The organism is Paenibacillus sp. J22P143 (assembly GCF_059692035.1).
In genome coordinates this window covers 1-16,941 of the sequence record NZ_JCAUAQ010000020.1, presented here as the reverse complement: position 1 = coordinate 16,941, position 16,941 = coordinate 1, and the positions used below count along the sequence as shown (strand labels likewise).

At 41.6% G+C, this 16,941-nt stretch carries 15 protein-coding genes and 1 pseudogene; 14 read left to right on the top strand and 2 right to left on the bottom strand.

The features are described from left to right. Positions 1–9: 9 nt before the first annotated feature. The 6 genes from AC58PQ_RS21940 (at position 10) to AC58PQ_RS21915 (ending at position 7,289) form a co-directional block, all read left to right on the top strand. A complete protein-coding gene (locus AC58PQ_RS21940) occupies positions 10–849 on the top strand; it encodes an energy-coupling factor ABC transporter ATP-binding protein (protein ID WP_497245298.1) in 840 nt (279 codons plus the stop codon). Positions 850–869: 20 nt separating this feature from the next. After that, positions 870–1,874: an ABC transporter substrate-binding protein gene (locus AC58PQ_RS21935; protein WP_497245296.1), complete on the top strand. Its 1,005-nt coding sequence runs from the start codon at positions 870–872 to the stop codon at positions 1,872–1,874. 209 nt (positions 1,875–2,083) lie between these two features. After that, positions 2,084–3,538, top strand: coding sequence for a cobyrinic acid a,c-diamide synthase CobB (locus tag AC58PQ_RS21930; protein ID WP_497245466.1), 1,455 nt, complete (start codon positions 2,084–2,086; stop codon positions 3,536–3,538). 432 nt (positions 3,539–3,970) lie between these two features. Then, complete coding sequence (locus tag AC58PQ_RS21925; RefSeq protein ID WP_497245294.1) at positions 3,971–4,195, top strand: hypothetical protein; 225 nt, start codon at positions 3,971–3,973, stop codon at positions 4,193–4,195. A 948-nt stretch (positions 4,196–5,143) separates the two neighbouring features. Next, positions 5,144–5,455 carry a hypothetical protein gene (locus AC58PQ_RS21920; RefSeq protein WP_497245292.1) on the top strand — a complete coding sequence of 104 codons (312 nt, stop codon included), beginning with the start codon at positions 5,144–5,146 and terminating at the stop codon, positions 5,453–5,455. A 274-nt stretch (positions 5,456–5,729) separates the two neighbouring features. Beyond that, the gene (locus AC58PQ_RS21915) at positions 5,730–7,289 is read left to right on the top strand and encodes a putative glycoside hydrolase (RefSeq protein ID WP_497245290.1); all 1,560 of its coding nucleotides are present in this window, start codon (positions 5,730–5,732) and stop codon (positions 7,287–7,289) included. Between the two features lie 148 nt (positions 7,290–7,437). Here AC58PQ_RS21915 and AC58PQ_RS21910 read toward each other — a convergent pair whose 3' ends face one another. Then, a complete protein-coding gene (locus AC58PQ_RS21910) occupies positions 7,438–8,181 on the bottom strand; it encodes a hypothetical protein (protein ID WP_497245288.1) in 744 nt (247 codons plus the stop codon). A gap of 468 nt (positions 8,182–8,649) precedes the next feature. On the opposite strand from AC58PQ_RS21910, the gene AC58PQ_RS21905 reads away from it, so the two are divergent. Further along, a complete protein-coding gene (locus AC58PQ_RS21905) occupies positions 8,650–9,822 on the top strand; it encodes a DUF4317 domain-containing protein (RefSeq protein WP_497245286.1) in 1,173 nt (390 codons plus the stop codon). A 94-nt stretch (positions 9,823–9,916) separates the two neighbouring features. Further along, positions 9,917–10,264, top strand: coding sequence for a winged helix-turn-helix domain-containing protein (locus tag AC58PQ_RS21900; RefSeq protein WP_497245284.1), 348 nt, complete (start codon positions 9,917–9,919; stop codon positions 10,262–10,264). A 71-nt stretch (positions 10,265–10,335) separates the two neighbouring features. Here the strand turns inward: AC58PQ_RS21900 and AC58PQ_RS21895 are convergent. Next, a pseudogene (locus AC58PQ_RS21895) lies at positions 10,336–11,291 on the bottom strand (IS110 family transposase); the annotation flags it as partial. A gap of 378 nt (positions 11,292–11,669) precedes the next feature. Here AC58PQ_RS21895 and AC58PQ_RS21890 point away from each other — a divergent pair. The 6 genes from AC58PQ_RS21890 to AC58PQ_RS21865 all read left to right on the top strand — a co-directional run. After that, the gene (locus tag AC58PQ_RS21890; RefSeq protein WP_497245282.1) at positions 11,670–12,200 is read left to right on the top strand and encodes an RNA polymerase sigma factor; all 531 of its coding nucleotides are present in this window, start codon (positions 11,670–11,672) and stop codon (positions 12,198–12,200) included. Continuing rightward, positions 12,200–13,531 (top strand): sigma-E factor regulatory protein RseB domain-containing protein, encoded by a 1,332-nt coding sequence (locus AC58PQ_RS21885; protein WP_497245280.1) that lies wholly within the window; start codon positions 12,200–12,202, stop codon positions 13,529–13,531. The genes AC58PQ_RS21890 and AC58PQ_RS21885 overlap by 1 nt, the downstream gene beginning before the upstream one ends. A 523-nt stretch (positions 13,532–14,054) precedes the next feature. Next, positions 14,055–15,032: a Gfo/Idh/MocA family protein gene (locus tag AC58PQ_RS21880; protein WP_497245278.1), complete on the top strand. Its 978-nt coding sequence runs from the start codon at positions 14,055–14,057 to the stop codon at positions 15,030–15,032. Positions 15,033–15,655: 623 nt separating this feature from the next. Further along, complete coding sequence (locus tag AC58PQ_RS21875) at positions 15,656–16,264, top strand: stalk domain-containing protein (RefSeq protein WP_497245276.1); 609 nt, start codon at positions 15,656–15,658, stop codon at positions 16,262–16,264. Between the two features lie 115 nt (positions 16,265–16,379). Then, positions 16,380–16,595 carry a hypothetical protein gene (locus AC58PQ_RS21870; RefSeq protein ID WP_497245274.1) on the top strand — a complete coding sequence of 72 codons (216 nt, stop codon included), beginning with the start codon at positions 16,380–16,382 and terminating at the stop codon, positions 16,593–16,595. Then, on the top strand, positions 16,592–16,941 hold a 350-nt coding region (locus AC58PQ_RS21865; protein WP_497245464.1), incomplete at its 3' end, for a hypothetical protein. The genes AC58PQ_RS21870 and AC58PQ_RS21865, both read left to right, overlap by 4 nt.

Sequence of the window (16,941 nt, the reverse complement as noted above, 5' to 3'; positions counted from 1 at the left end):
GCTTTAAACGTGAAACATATTTTGGAAGCTTGTGAAGTCAGCTATCAATATCCCGGTTCCGAACGCAAGGCACTTCAGAAGCTGCAAATGAACATCCTCACAGGGATGCGGACCGCGATCATCGGCCATAACGGATCGGGGAAGTCGACCTTTTTTCTCCATTCAATCGGAATCGTCCAGCCAATGAGCGGAATGTTGCAATGGAAGGGAGAACCACTCAGCTACAAGCGCAAAGATCTCCAGCAGCTTCGTCAGCAAATCGGACTCGTCTTCCAAGATCCCGAGCATCAGTTGATTCTCTCTACGCCCATTGAAGATATAGGCTATGGTATGCGCAATGCCGGGATGTCCGAAGATGTCATTCAACAACGGACTTCACAGATGCTGCGAACTTTCCATCTTGAGCATGTTGCAAATTTGCCCATTCATCATCTAAGTTTGGGACTTAAAAAAAGAGTCGCGTTGGCTGGTGTAGTCGCACTCGAACCGGAAATGCTGCTGCTGGATGAGCCTACGGCTTATTTGGATCGTCATGCCGAACGGCAGTTCATCGATGAGTTGAACCGTCTCCACGGCCAAGGAATGACGATCGTCATGGCAACTCATGATATGAATTTGGCATATTCCTGGGCTGATTGGGTAATCGTTATGGACCAAGGAAGAAAGGTTCTTGAAGGTGATCCTCTCGATGTGTTCTACCACAATCGGGCAGTACTTCCCTCCGAGCTGGAACCACCAATGTTAATTGAAATTTGGGATGGGCTTCCCAGTACTCTTCGTGCAACGATGGGGACACCTCCACGAACGGCACTGGAGTTGTCCCAACTTTTTACAAATCATATAAACTAATTTGGAAGAGAGAATCTGAAATGAAAAAAAACAGTCTTATCCTATTATCTGCGTTACTTGTAATGATACTAGCTGCGTGTGGAGCGAATGACAACGATCCATCGTCCGACAACGCGAGTTCGACGACGTTATCGCCGTCGACGGATGCAACGCAATCTGCATCGCCAACGGCCGATGATGCCAAGAGAACGATCTACCCGCTGACCGAAACGGACGCAACTGGCAAGGAAATCACGTTTAAGAAAGCGCCGGAGAAGATTGTGTCCACATCCCCTTCGGAGACGGAAATTTTGTTCGCGCTTGGTCTGGCGGACCGTATCGTAGGCGTATCGAATTACGACAATTATCCGAAGGAAGTGGAAAGCAAGACGAAGGTCGGAGGCACTACCTCGCCGAATACGGAAGCGATCGTGGCCACCGGTGCCGATCTCGTCGTCACGGGAATTTCCATTAAAAATACAGCACTCGAGAATCTTCGCACGTTAGGTCTTAACGTTGTCTGCTCGGATCCGAAAAAACTTGACGATGTTCTAAACGACATTCTGTTTCTCGGACGGATTACCGACAAGCAGAAGGAAGCTGAAGCACTCGTCGCGCAAATGAAAGCGGATATTCAGAAAGTAACCGACGTCGCGGCGACTATTAAACCAGAGGAGAAGAAGAAGGTTTACATCGAGTTTTCCCCTGGTTGGACGGTCGGTAGCGGCGAGTTCATGGACGAGCTCATTACGCTTTCTGGCGGGGTGAACATTGCTTCCGACGTACAGGGCTGGATTCAGATCGACAAAGAGAAGATTATCAAGGACAATCCTGATGTAATCATCTATACGCTTAATACGGTGGACAAACAGGGCAACAAGCTGGAAGATCTCATTCACGGTCGTAGCGGCTGGGGAGGTATTACGGCGATTAAAAACGAGAAAGTCATCGGTTTGTATGGAGACGTACTATCCCGCCCAGGTCCACGGATCACGCAAGCGCTGCATGACATCGCCAGCGCGATCTATCCAGACCTGAATAAATAATAGATAAGCAATTAGGAAGGGAGGAACAGGCTTTCGTGTTCCTCCTTCTTTTAATCCTCATGAGCCTGTAGACCGGGACGGCGTTTTGAATAAATGCATCGAGATCGGTATACTCGTTGACTCGGTTAGTTACACATTTAATGCAGGATAGGAGAGATTGCGATTGGAACAGGAAAAGTACGGTTTCGGTGGAGCTCGGTGGAACGCGCATGAGTGAGCGCAGACCCCGTTTTGTTGTGGCCGGAATTGGAAGCGGCACTGGTAAGACGACGGTCACGATCGGCTTGATGGCCGCCCTGCAGCAGCGCGGCTTGCGGGTGCAGGGCTTCAAATGCGGTCCCGACTACATAGATCCGACGTACCATACGGCCGTTTCAGGCAGGCAGTCACGTAATCTCGATACGTGGATGCTTTCTCACAATACGATGAAGGAAATCTTTTTACGAGGCTCTACGGATGCTGATGTGTCCGTCATCGAAGGCGTCATGGGCATGTTTGACGGTAAAGACCCGCTATCCGACGCAGGATCGACGGCGGAAATCGCCGAGCTGCTGGACTGTCCTGTTCTACTTGTCGTGAATGCGCAGAGCATGGCGAGAAGCGCAGCAGCGATTGTGCTCGGTTTCCAGCAATTGGCGGGTCCGGGACGGATTGCTGGGGTCATAGCCAACAAATGCGGCAGCGCTGGGCATTACAAGCTCGTCAAACTGGCAATCGAGCAAATATGCAGAATCCCAGTACTCGGCTGGCTCGGCCGCGACGACGGGCTGAAGGTGCCGGAGCGGCACCTTGGTCTCGTACCAGCTATTGAGCGAGGCGAACTTGCGCCGCTCTTCAGGCACGCAGCCGATGTGATCGAACAGGGCGTCGATCTCGACGCCATACTGGCGCTGGCAGGAGAAGCGCCTGTGCTCGATTGGCCGGAACAGCGTTTGTTCGTAGATACAGTAGTCTCTGGAACGGGACCGATCATCGCTGTTGCGAAAGACGCGGCATTCAACTTTTACTACCCGGAAAACCTGGAGCTACTCGAGCATTTGGGCGCTCGTGTCCGTTTGTTCAGTCCGCTTGCAGGTGAAGTCGTACCGGATAACGCCGACGGTGTCTATATCGGAGGCGGCTTTCCAGAGGAATTTGCCTCTCGGCTCTCGGAAAACCGCCATGTACGTGAGGATTTGAAAACGCGAGCGGAGGCGGGACTTCCGGTATTTGCCGAGTGCGGTGGTTATATGTATTTAACCAGGTCCATCACCGATCGTTCCGGCGAAAAGCACGAAATGGTTGGGCTCATTCCCGCTGAGGTGCGTATGGAAGCAAAGCTGGCCGCTCTCGGCTACCGTGAGGTGAAGGGGCTGCGCGACAGTGTGCTTCTGGCGAAAGGAGAGACGATCCGCGGGCACGAGTTCCATTATTCTACGGTCGCAGTAGATGTTGTTCAAGACGAGTACCCTTATGCCTACGAGACGAAAGGGTTGCGCGGGGCTGGCAAGGACGGCTACGCGCTGCCAACGCAAACGGCGGGGTATACGCATGTTCATTTTGCATCTAATGTGGAAGCTGCCAAACGTTTTGTCCGGCAATGTACGGCGTACCGGGAGAAAAGGAGGCAAGCGATGGGATCATCTGAACGAAGAGCAAATCGCAAAGGATATACTCTATTATAATCTGGGGATGGCTATGGAAAATCAAGTTTCCTGAGAGCGATAAAATTTGAAAAAGTTGCTGATCAACACTAGATGTATTAGATTTTGAAAAATCAGTGTAAATGAATAATTAGATTTCATTAGAAGAGTTGTTAGCGCTCACGTACATAGTCGGTGACTTAATCATCATTTGCTACTCTCTCGATATCATCAACCTAAACGTAAGCGTCAAACAGCCCCCACCTTGTATTCAAGATGAGGGCTGTTTGACGCTTACTTATCTAACGAGAAAAAATAACAGGAGCTGAATTAATTCAGCTCTTTTTTTGAGTTCATTAAAGTAACTGACAGCATAGTTGAATAGCTTACTTCCTCTTGACCCTAACACTGAGGTCAAGGTTTATAATGAGATTATCTCGAGCAGAAATCTACTAGAAAGGAATATGATACGTTATGGATATTACTCCACAAGAAGAAAACATGATAAATGCTCTTCGCGAGGCTGCATTACCCCCTTTATTTGTGCTCATACGAATTAGAAATGATATTTCAAATAACACTGTAGATGTCGAGGAGAGCCGAAGAGATGACGTCGTAAAAATATTAGAAAAATACATCACCCCACTATGGGAAGACTATCATGAGGGGAAGAATTCACAAGCCAAAGAAAGACCTTGATGAATTAATGGCTGCAAACCCCCATTACTTAGATTAATATCATTACGCTCTAACGATGTACAAGAGCTTATACATTCATAATGAAGTTGCCGAGGAAGGATGTCGGCAGCTTCATTAAGCTATTGGACAGTTATGTTGAATATAAGCTTGAATATAGGGGAAGCAACATTTACAATTGAATTATCTTCCAAATGAGGTGAACTGGATGTCATTCCGTATCGTTCGAAGTAACTAGTTTTGGGGCTGGGTAAAACGCGTACCAGCTGCCAAAGGGGATTTTCTGTCCTTTTGGTCTTTTGAAACTAAAACTTTGAATGGTGTCAGGCTGATTTCCAAAATATTTAAGCCAAGAACACTCGTACTGCTTGAATGACGGAACAAATGAATTTTTCGTTTGCTCCTATTCATGCGCTGCTAGCTCTTGGCTTTTTATTATCTCAATTTAAAGATGGAGGACATGATATGAACAGGTCTGATATCTATTGCCGATGCCGCATTACTACTTGTTGGCATTGACCATTCAGAAGGAATGATTCAGTCCGCTACCGAAAACTTAAAAAAATTAAATAAAACAAACTGATTTGATTTCGAAATACTTCAAAAGTTTATTGAAACAAATCAAATGGAGAAGTGAATCAAAACCAATACGAAACGCTTCATGATAATGGCAAGGAAGTTACATTTATTCTGTAATGAGATTGAAGTATATAGTGTTAAAGAAACCAAATAAAATATAGGATATTGAACTAACGATGAAGTAAAGTTTTATAAAACAATCTGAAGAGGCATTGGGACGGCCTGATATTTTCAAGGTAAAAGTTTCATACTAATGCATATTAAAAGGAGCCTAGGCAGCGAATTTAGTTGTTATTCAGGTTGCAAATCACCCGAGGACATTATTGGGTATTGATGCTCCAGAATGTTTGCACCGAATAGGAGATTGATGACATGGCTTTCGGAATATCCAGACATGAACTGAATGAATGGAAAAGCAAATGCTCACAGGGAGAAATTGCCTTTTTGACGCATTATTGGCTAGAACCTCGCTTTCCAGGAGTGAAGACGATCACTAAGGTGGGCTGCTGTGATCTGGAACGATTGAAGGAATGGTGCTTGGCGAATGGTTTAAATCCAGTTTACATTCATCTTCGTGATGAATATCCACATTACGACCTAATAGGGAACAAGCAGATTGAAATCTTAAAGAGAGAACATTTAACCGATCATCTTCTCAGATTCAAGCTTTGGTTAGATAAATAAGCCTAATTATGTCAAGAAAGACATGGTTGGTCATATTTTATAGTGCTCGTTAAAATAACGGCGAATAATAGCTCACTGCAACAGGTTACCGAGATAATCGGTAGCCTATTCAATACGAAAGAGCAGATTAGCGGAACGGGAGCAGTTTGCCGCGGCAGCTGCTCCTTAATTCTTTTTTTAGCCGAATGTCATCAAGGGCAGCATAGTTTATTCGCTTCACGAATATTTCAATATGGAGCATCGAAATTCCCGTTAATGTATGGGGCAATTTTTAATGCGGCATCATGATATGATGAAGTTTATTTCTCCATATAACACCCTTTATTCACCAAAAGGTATAACTACTGGAAATCAAATGATTTTGGGAAAAGGGGAGAATATCATGAAGAAACAAGGTCTTATTTTTATCATGCTATTTTTAGTGCTCGCGTTGTCAGCTTGTTTGTCCTCCAAAGAAGCTCTGAATACGCCGAATCCATCCGAACAGCAGTCTACACCTGCACCAGAGTCCACGCTCACGCCATCGCCATCGCCCTCAAATTCACCAACTGTCGTTTCGCCCACACCTGCAGCCAGTCAAGCACCTACCTTTGCCCCCCCCGTACATTTCGATTATCCAGATGCTGTACGTGGGATTTATGTAACAGGTTGGTCAGCTGGTGGGGACCGTATGTCTAAACTTCTTTCACTTGTTGATAACACTGACCTAAATGCAATGGTGATAGATATAAAAGATGATGACGGATATATCACATTTAAGCCTGAGGGGAAACTTGCAGAATTTGGCCAACCTTACATTAAAGATGCCCACGAACTCATGAAAACTCTTGAGCAGCATAAAATCTACCCAATCGCTCGTATTGTTTCCTTTAAAGACACGGTTTTGGCGAAAAAGCGTCCAGACCTTTCCTATGTAGAGGGCAACAGTGTTTGGCGTAATGGTAACGGTGATGGGTTTATCAACCCATTCCTTAAAGAAACGTGGGATCATAATGTAGATTTAGCAAAATTGGCTGCAGAACTTGGGTTTAAAGAGATCCAATTTGACTACGTGCGATTCCCAGAAGGCTTTGAAAGCAGGGACAAAGTTCTTAAATATTCATTGGGCGATTACCAGGATAAAAAACCAGCTAAATTTGTGCAAGAAGAAAATGACTATGCGGAAACCTCTAAGAAATATCAAGACGATTTGACATCGTTACAGGTAAAGTTGACAGATGCTACTAATACTTACAATTCAGCGAATACCGATGTAAATAAAAAAGCAATGGACGATGCTCAAAAGAGCGTATCTGACCTTCTAAAAAAAGCTCCCAAAGCACCTGATTTTAGCGATACAGCACGTATGACTCAGCTTCGTGTTGATGCTGTCAGCGATTTTGTTGCATATGCCAAAGATCAACTAAAGCCGTACGCAATAAAAGTCTCTGTTGATATCTTCGGATATTCTGCTACATTGCCTGAAGCTCCGGGTATCGGTCAGAACTTTAACCGCATTTCTAGCTCTGTAGATGTAATTTCGTCTATGATTTATCCAAGTCATTGGTCCAATGGTTATTTCGGAATATCCAAACCGGATAAAGAGCCATATAGACTTGTAACCGAATATATGAAAGCTGAAAAAGAGAAGTTTGCACAACTCCAGTCTCCACCCCAGTCACGTCCATGGATTCAAGACTTTACAGCAAGCTGGTTAGGTACCGGCAATTATATTAAATATGGCAAGGCTGAAGTAGATGCACAAATTAAAGCCTTACAAGATGCGGGTGTTAATGAATACTTAATCTGGAATGCTAACAATTCCTACACAGAAGGTGTAACCTATATACCATAGGTGACCAACGAATATTATGTGAACCCATAGTCCTAGTTGCTCCCCTAACGAGAAACCATAGTTGAGGTAACTGCATCGCTGCAGCTCTTCTTGTTGATTATGGAAGTAACTGGAAGTAGAGCGTGGTTTTAATAGACATGGGATTTGACTAGTAATATCCTACACCAATTTCTTCCACCATTTTTCCTCTAAGCTCTAAAATACATTTATCTAATTTAGTCAAAGTATCAATACATTCGTTCCTTCCGGTTTCAGCTACTTCCAATACAGCATTTTCATTATCATAAAAATAAATAATAAGTGTATAAACATCGTCAAGTAGACTATCAATACCATTAATTAATTCTTCACATACTTCACAGACCTTGTCTGATAGATATATCTTATTAAGAAAATACTCTTTATTTGCTTCAACTAATGTCGATTTAGCATCATTCAATTCATTTAACTTCATATAACCAATTAATGAATTAACTAGATTAATTTTGTTATGATTCCAATCTGCTAAATACATTTCTATTATGTGTTCTTGGGCTTTATTTTTTAAAAGTATATATTGGAGACCTTTCGTTGATAATGAAAGATAATATTGTACTGGAAGGAAATTAAGTATAGGCTTAGTTTTTCCAATTGTTAATGTTATTAGATGATATGTTTTTTGATAATTTTCATGTTTTTTTGAAGTATACAAATTAAAATCTTGCAATTTTCTTTGAAAATCAAATTTATTGAATTCAATAATCTTTTGTAATTCATGTTTATGACTCTCAATATTTTTAGTAAAAAGATGTTCTACATTCTTTTTCGTAATAAACTTAATAGCTTGCCAAATTGCTAAGATGATGGCAAAAAAGGATATTGTTAACGTAAATGGTTCAAACGTAATTGTCATTATTACTTCTCCTTTTAGGAATTTTCAAATTCAAATTACGTTATGTTGGAAGTACGAGAAATGTTAACACCCTGCCTTCAGATGGGCAACGTAAGCCGATTGTGTTTCAAGTCCGCCAGCTATCCGTGTTCATCGTGATTGAACTTGGTCAGGGGTTATGCGGGGACTGCGCCTTTGCCGATAACACTAAGTTAGTGTTACCGAACAAATTTTTTATAATTAACTGTTGCAGCTCCGATCTCCTTCCGAATTTATCCTTCGATAGGGATTTGGGGTTAGTTGAGCAAACACTATCCCTATGGATACAGACATATTTGTTGTCACATTCTACTCGTTACATGTTGAAAGTGTTGCACACTTGGCCTGAAGAGACGATAATAAAAAAGTAATAGTGAGATGCCCTTCTCGTGAAGGGCATTTACTTTTGTGATCGCCTCATAAAACTAGTTGGGAGTTGTCTGAAGGACCATGAACAAAAAGGAACTCGCGCATATTCGAAAGCAGCTTAAGTTGGACCACGAAATGTTAAAGATATACGATATTCTTAACGTGTACATCATGAAGGATAGCAGCGAGATTTATCATCACGAACGTCAGTCGTTTGCGATGTTGGATAGGGAAAAGCAGGAGCTGTATATGGGCAATTTCAAGAAACTGCTGACTGGCGAATTGGATCAGAAAATGATCGAGTTAATGTTTCAAGACGAAGCGGAGGAGCCTTCACGTGAACTTCTCCATCAAGCACTGGTGACCGGTGATCCGGAAGAGTGGCAAGATCTGATGATCCTGCTGGTAGAGAAAATGCTGAAGGATACCAATTATGAACGGGATATGGTCGTTACTTTTGTTCGCGGCCAAGTGGCCCGTCCAACCAAGAAAAGGAACGAAGCTGCCGAGGAGAGCGAGAAGGACGAGATGTTCTCACATCTGTTCATTTTGTGCAGCGTGAACTCCACGGAGCAACAGCGTAAAATCCTCATGTTCGATTATGTCGAGAGGGAATATAAGTACAATGTCTTCGTGGATCCTATCATCAAATTGAACACACCGGAGCAAGGGTTTTTATATCCTAGCGTGACGGACAACTACTCTGACGTGAATCGCATATTGTATTGCATGGGGAAAGCCAATGAGCCGAATTGGCAGTTCATCGATCAAGTATTGAATGCCGAGAAGTCTGTGACGGCGTATGAAGAGAGAGTTATTTTTGAGGAAATCGTGAAGGAAGTGGCGGGTGGTCAGCTTGATGCCTCCACGATTGGTCATGTGTACGAGGCCGTACATCAGATTATCGAGTCCAATGAGGGGGATGAGCCTCCGAAGCTGGATTATGTCGATGTGGAACGCATGCTGACCGCGAGTGGCGTAGAGAACGTGACGAAGGAAAAGGTGGAACGAGCGTTCCAGAATGTCGTCGATGACAGAAACTATGAGTTCAAAGCAAACAGTGTTATTCCGAAGTTCACTTCGAAATCGATAAAGATTAATACGAAGGTAGCTACGATTTCGATCAGTCCGCAAGACTTGAAGTACGTGAAACAGGTGAATTATCAAGGGAAACGATGCATTTTGATTGAGGTTGACGAGGATGCCGAGATCGAAGGCTTTACGCTTAATACGGAGATGTTGTTCCCAGGTTGAGTGCAGAATGACAATCAATTTAAACATGTAAGGAAGAATAGTGTTGGAAATGATTCATACAACGTTTTGAATTTTATTGAAATGAGGAAATAAAATGTCTAGCATCCCTTCGTATAGGGAATTCGTACTTCCATTTCTTCAGATATTAAATGATCGAAAACGCTACAATACAGATGGAATAATGAATGATTTAGTTATTTTGTTTCGGCTATCAGAGGAAGATCTTAAGGAAATGGTGAAATGCGGAAGACAATATACATATAGAAATCGGATAATTAACGCAAGAACTTCCCTACTAAGAGATGGATATATTCAGTACGTTGGAGAAAATAACTTACTCGTTACTGATAAAGGATGTCAGTTCTTAACGAGTCAGACATCATTGAACGGAAAACGAGAGCGCAATATTAATTTAGATGAGCTGGTGAAATCTTGTCTTTGATTGTCTATTATGAGGTGATTAAAATGGATGAAGACATGACGAGAAAATGGAGACTAGAATGATAGATTTCATCTTTTGAGTTTTTTTACTTGAACATTATGGTGATGTAAGGCTTTAAATTCTTGGTTACTCATGACCATGCACATCGTGATTAAATAGAGAAAGTGACGCAGGCGTGGACGACCTCGTTTACTGAGCTTCAGTTGTCCTTTCCATTTACCCGAGCTTGCTTCGGTCACATTAAGGCAAGCGTGACGGAGTAGAGCGTTCCCGTGTGCGTAACCTCTAAGATCTCCAGACTCTCCTAAAACACCTGCTAGAGCAATTGCACTTATTCCAGTAATCGCAAGGATTTTGCCAGAATACGGGATACGTTGAACAACGTCTTTGGCTTCTTTTTCGATCCTCTGAAGTTGTTTAGTTGCTAAGTCATGCTCCTCAAGGAGCTGTTCTAGATGGAGTTTGTAAGCATGTGATGCCTGCTTGGAACCAATAGTTTGCTTGGCAATATCAATAAGTAGATGAGCTCTACGCACACCAGAATGCCGCTTCATTAATTTCTGCCATCCTTTAATGACATCGTCAGGACTTAGTTTACATAGCTCAGCCAGGAGCGGAAAAAGCCGAAGGGTTAACAATGCACCCTTACAAGTTAAGATCTTAAAAACTTCTCTCAGTTCAGGGAAGACAATGTCGACCCAGCGGTGGATCTGGTTAACGGCACTTACAAGTCGTTTAACGACTGTTTCTCGGTTAGCCATGAGTACTCGCAGCTCCTCGTACTCAGAAGAGTGGAAACGGACAGGGGAGTAGTAGCCGTTTTTCACCATGTCGGCAATAACTAAAGCATCTTTTTTGTCGCTTTTAGAGCGTGTATTGTCGCTAAAGGCTTACCGAGAGCGACACCGCAGAAGTTAACCGCCTTGGCAACATGAGTCTCTTGAGCAATGTCTACACCAACACCAAGATGATTAACGGTAATGTTTTCAATGAGTTGATTTTGCTTATCTTGTGATTTAAACTTCATAGTAGAGCGTCCTCCTGGATGATGGAATTAAAGGGCTTTTGACCCGTAGCGTACTTCCATCGTACAGAGGCGCTCGTTTTTTTTACAAAGCTGAAATTTATCCATCTACAGGAATCTAACGGAAACGATAGTACAATACCAACCAGGGAGCAGCTTGCCGTCATTCAAGTAACGGGCAGCGTAGTTCATTAAACAATGCTGATGCTGGACCCACGAACTATTCGACTTGTAAGTAACAGCGGTACCAAAGAGCAACTATCGGATTTACGGATAGTTGTTTTTTTACTTCAAATCAATTTAATGGAAAAATATATTCTTTTGTACGGAACCTTCAGTCCGTTCGATTGGTCTAATTAAATATATAAAGGAGGCGTAGTAGTGGATGATAATCTTCGTTATGTATCTGAAATAGAAGCTATTGATTTCCGGCATGTCATTGAAAATCATGGTCAGGCTGTATGGAATTACGTATATTTCCTTGTAGGCCAACCTGACATCGCGGATGATATTACTCAAGATACATTTAGTAAAGCCTACCGTTATATTGCTACATTTCGAGGGGATAGTTCTTTTCGAACTTGGTTAATTAAGATAGCACGTAACCTTGCAAGCGATTATAGGAAAAAGTCTTTTTTTCGAAAAATGATTCTAATGGATATCATTCAAGACAATAAGATAAGCCCATCGGCAGAAGAAGAATACTTGTCAAAGGAGTTTTCTGATGATATTTGGAGAATTGTTTTAGAATTGCCCATAAAACTACGGGAAGTCTTATTGTTGGATGCAGTTCATCATATGACAATGAAGGAAATTGCGGATACACTCAATTTATCAATAGGAACTGTGAAGTCTAGGATCTTCCGGGCGAGGGCTAAAGTTGCTAAACAATTAGATAAGGAGAATGACTAATGTCACAGCGACCTGATTGGTATAGCCGGTTGGAGGCACAGCCTTTTAAACAAAATAAAATGACTCAAGAGAAAATTCGCCTTATTGAAATGGAACTTAAAAACAAAAGAAGCACATTTAGAAGAGTTGTGCCTTTGATGGGTATAACAGTTGCAGGGGTATTGTTAGCAGGAATCTTTACATTGAACTTGGATAAAACATGGAGTTTTATTTCTAATTGGAATAGCGTTCAAAAAAGTTATACTACTCAAAGTACACCTCAGAATCAGGACCAACTACCAGAGGTCGTACAATATGAGGCAGTTAATTATCCTCCCCGAAACAAGGTATTTGAGAATCAGGATCAGCTGCCAGACGACGAAAAAATTAAAGCTGAATTTATACAAAAGATGGCATATTCATATCAGAACATAAAAACCTTGAGGGGAAAAGCACAATTAAATATAAACTCAGTTTCCTCGACAGTTGAATTTCAAATTCGTGAAGGCAAGAATCCAGCTTCTTATGAAGTAGTTAATTTACCTGATGGGAGAATAAACGAATATATTAATGATAATCATTATATGTTGGAGCAGATAAATGGTAAGGAAGATCGGGTTACAAAAGTTTCTACTAGAGATCCAGAGATGGAGCCTAAAATGACTTTTGTATCTACCGCACCCGACGGAATCAAAACATACTACATGCCTTCAGATCCAGCTTGGTCAAGAACAGCAGAAGATATTGTCGCGCCCTTGCGTAATATGCCTTATATGGTTGTTGACTTGAATTTGTGGTCATTTAAAAGCGAAGATATATTAATAGGTCGTAAAGTTACACTCATTGAAGGGGAATTACCGGCCTATATGAAACGGAATGGGAGTTCTGTCACGTATAAAATATGGGTAGATGTTGAGACAGATATGTTATTAAAAAAACAATTCTATGATAAGAATGGGAATATTGTTGAAACTTTTGAAGTTACTTCAATAGAAATTAATCCTATACTGGATAACAGAATCTTTGAAATTCCTGATGGAAAATTGAAACAAATGGATCAAACCGGTAAACATATGATGACGACTAGTCCACAAATGATAGCTGGAGATTTTCCTGTACCTGATTCAATAAGTTCGAAGTGGGAAGAGGCTAAAAATAATCGAAAGCAGACAACAACTATTCCATTTAATGATGATTGGTACATTATTCCGAAAGAAGGTTATCTCGTTAATTACATTAAAGTGAATGGAAATACAGGAACAATCGTCATGTCACCTACAACCAAGGGGTTAGTTCCAGCAGTAGCGAAAAACTATAAACTAAATGAAATGAAAATAGAATATGAAAAATAGAACATGCGTTATGATTGACCGTGGCAGTAATCGTTTTTCATCTCGACCTAACGGAGAACTATACTTGAGGGGCTTGCTTCGCGGCAGCTTCTCTTTTGTTTATTAAAGTAAACGGGCAGCTTAGTTGAATCATTATTGAAAATAAAATAGTATTAGTTTGTGAGGAGATGAAAAATGAAGATAGAATTTGAAGTCAGAGCATTTGGTAAAGTTGAAGTCAATGGAACAGAAGATGCTTATAATAGCACTGAATTAGTTCGTGTACATTGACTTCCAAAAGACACTACATTAGCCGAAATAGAGTCGATATTAGCCGCGTTATTCAACGAAGTAGAAAGTGGTTATGCTTATCCAGAGCAATGCTTAGGAAAAATCACAATTCGCGCAAGAAAGATAATGGTGAAATTCTATTTTTAGGCTAGACTCTTATAGCGTTAGTTTACTTAACTAACTGAGAACTATAGCTCAATAAACATCAGGAGAAGGCTGCCGCGGAAAGAAACACACAGGGAGGGCAATACGGATGGATAAAGTAAGAATCGGATTTATTGGTGTAGGCGGCATGGCAGAGTACCATATGAAAACATTGCAGCAAATAGAGGACGCTGTGATTACGGCCCTATGCGACATGAACGCGGATCGGGCGAGGGAGATAGCTGAAACTTTCGGAGCAAACACGTACGAAAATTTGGAAGAAATGCTGGATGCGGGGGTAATCGACGCGCTTTATATATGCACACCACCCTTTGCTAGGGAAGGGATTGAGGAAGCGGCAGCAGCACGTGGCATACATTTGTTATCGGAGAAACCTATCGGCTTACAAATGGAAGAAGTACGTCGTAAAGAACAGCTCATTCGAGGGTCGGGCATCATTCATTCGTCGGGCTATTGCTTGCGTTATTTGGACACCGTGCAGAAGGCAAAGATGTACTTGGCTGATAAACAAGTTGATATGGTGCTCGCATACCGAATTGGCAGCATGCCTGAAGTAGGCTGGTGGAGGCTCATGGATCGCTCAGGCGGCCAGCTTGTAGAGCAATCGACACATCAAGTGGACTTGATTCGATATTTGGCAGGTGAGTTTGACTACGTCCAAGCGAACTATGAGCAGAGGCACATTCATCGAAATTATCCAGAGGCATCAGTCTATGATGTGGGTATCGTTTCTTTTGGGCTGCGCAGCGGGGCTTTAGGGACGATCAGCAATACGGTCTTGTCCCGTAAAATTGGACGCGGGGACGTGGAATTTTTCGGGCATGACTTCTACGTATCCATAAGCGGCATGACGCTTCGGATTGTGGATGACACGCAAGACGTGACTTTAACGTCGGAGATGGATTTTTACCTTGAGCAGAATCGGGCGTTTGTCGCAGCTGTGAAAACAGGACGACAGGAGCTAGTGCTCGGTGATTATAGTGAAGCGGCAGCGACGCTTGAGGTTACATTGGCGGCGAATGATTCGGCGGTAACGAAACGAACGGTTACGATTACTTCCGCATAAGTGTGCGATTGTTCCATATTCAAATAATCGAAGGAGGTTAAGGTATGTTTTAGGGTGACAAAAGCTTTATTTCACAAATGTGGTCATACCCCTGTCAAGTAGACAAGGTATGACCAATGCCGCTTATTTCGCGGCTTTTTGTTTTATGGGATAAGGTTGTTGTCATTGCCTAATGACAAGAGCATTATCTCATTCTCGCCGGAGGTATTATATAAAAATTTCCTTAGCCCGTTACTCAAGTAATGGGTTTGAACTAATCGGACAATGTTCTTGCCATCCGACAGGTGTCAAATGACACAAATGTGCCTACATAATTTTAAATGCAAATGCCTGAGGAATCAGGCTTTTTTATTTTTATGGAGTGAAATTTAGGGGAATTAATTTACGGCTCCTCTGTTCCCGCACGCTTGAAATTAATTTTTTTTATCCATAGAACCTCGTTTTCTAAGCGGTCGTTATTTTCAAGGTGATGAAATCCTGCGAATGAGTGAGTATGCGTTAGATAAACCATTAAAACCGAGGGACGGGCAGATTAGTGTAATAAGCTATGTGCTCTGAAATGGAAACTTTTTACTTGTTCGCTTCGTCTGATTTATTAGAACTAACAATGGGAGTGATGAATTTTGAAGAAGTTTATTTTAGGTCTTGTTTGTGGAATTGGTTTAACCGCGACAACTGCTGTCTATGCCGCAGACACAATCCAAGCGTATTTATTTCCTGCCAAATTTGTATTTAATGGTCAAAACAAAGAATTAGATAGTGAATACACCACATTAAATTATAAGGGACATGCGTATGTACCGATTCGGTTTGTTGCTGAAAGTTTGGGTTTATCAATTGGATACGACAGTAATACAATTTGGATAAACTCTTTCGATTTAAATAACATTAAAACTAAATTAAAAGTAGGACTGACACAAACAGATTTAAAGCAGCTTCTTGGGGATAAATATGTTGAAATAAATTATACAGGTACAGAGGCTGGAGAGTCTTATACAATAGATGCATATCGTTATGATTTTGGCGTGAAAGATGGATTTAAAGTCGAAACAAGGACAGGGGATGAAGGGTGGGCTCATACGGAGGGGTTAGAAGAAGGTAACATAGCAATGCAAGTGATTGTTTATTGGAATAATCAAAAAGTTAAAAGCTTTGCAATTGAATATAAAGGAAATGATGGGAAATTACATTCCTACGCTGGAAGAGAAGATGGGACTACAGTAGAGATGTAGATTTAACAGTAGGTTCATTCAACGAGGAACGATAGTGCAACATAAGGTGAGTATAGCGCGTGATAACTTGATTGATCAAAGTAAATACATAAAAAGGAAGTAATGGTGGTATCTCATGAAGACATATGAGTTGATAATAGAACAAGCAAAGAAGCAGATAACGGAAAGAAAGCATAATTACAGTGTTGACCAAGCATTTGGTAAGTGTGATGAGGAGAACATTAATATTTTATCAGATCTTTTTGGTACGTTCAGCTATTGGTCAACTGTTTACTATGACGAGGATGATGAACTACATAATTTAAGGAATACAGAGTTCCTGAAACAATAATTAACTTTTACAAAAACTATGAACCGAAAGAACTAGATTATTTGGGAGATGGTGTGAGACTTGCCAATTTATTGGGCATTAAAGAAGAGAACAGTAGTTTATCGCCAGGAGTATTTTTAATAAGGTATGGTTTACTTGTGTTTGCTACGACTATTGGAGGCAATGCCATTTGTATGGACTTAAATGCAAATAATAATGGTGAACCAAAAATAATATATGCCGATCACACTTGGTTTAGCTTTGATGAATCTGAAAGGAAACTTAAATTTAAATTTAACCACTGTGAGATTCCAAACGATATCATTTGGTTTGATAAGAATTTAATTAGGTTTTTACCACAGATATG

What these genes read in the sequence shown, in the direction of transcription:
- AC58PQ_RS21885 (WP_497245280.1), top strand. Translation starts at nt 12,200, where the DNA reads ATGTCACAGCGACCTGATTGGTATAGCCGGTTGGAGGCACAGCCTTTT.
- AC58PQ_RS21920 (WP_497245292.1), top strand. Translation starts at nt 5,144, where the DNA reads ATGGCTTTCGGAATATCCAGACATGAACTGAATGAATGGAAAAGCAAA.
- AC58PQ_RS21935 (WP_497245296.1), top strand. Translation starts at nt 870, where the DNA reads ATGAAAAAAAACAGTCTTATCCTATTATCTGCGTTACTTGTAATGATA.
- AC58PQ_RS21870 (WP_497245274.1), top strand. Translation starts at nt 16,380, where the DNA reads ATGAAGACATATGAGTTGATAATAGAACAAGCAAAGAAGCAGATAACG.
- AC58PQ_RS21915 (WP_497245290.1), top strand. Translation starts at nt 5,730, where the DNA reads ATGCGGCATCATGATATGATGAAGTTTATTTCTCCATATAACACCCTT.
- AC58PQ_RS21900 (WP_497245284.1), top strand. Translation starts at nt 9,917, where the DNA reads ATGTCTAGCATCCCTTCGTATAGGGAATTCGTACTTCCATTTCTTCAG.
- AC58PQ_RS21930 (WP_497245466.1), top strand. Translation starts at nt 2,084, where the DNA reads ATGAGTGAGCGCAGACCCCGTTTTGTTGTGGCCGGAATTGGAAGCGGC.
- AC58PQ_RS21925 (WP_497245294.1), top strand. Translation starts at nt 3,971, where the DNA reads ATGGATATTACTCCACAAGAAGAAAACATGATAAATGCTCTTCGCGAG.
- AC58PQ_RS21910 (WP_497245288.1), bottom strand. Translation starts at nt 8,181, where the DNA reads ATGACAATTACGTTTGAACCATTTACGTTAACAATATCCTTTTTTGCC.
- AC58PQ_RS21905 (WP_497245286.1), top strand. Translation starts at nt 8,650, where the DNA reads ATGAACAAAAAGGAACTCGCGCATATTCGAAAGCAGCTTAAGTTGGAC.
- AC58PQ_RS21880 (WP_497245278.1), top strand. Translation starts at nt 14,055, where the DNA reads ATGGATAAAGTAAGAATCGGATTTATTGGTGTAGGCGGCATGGCAGAG.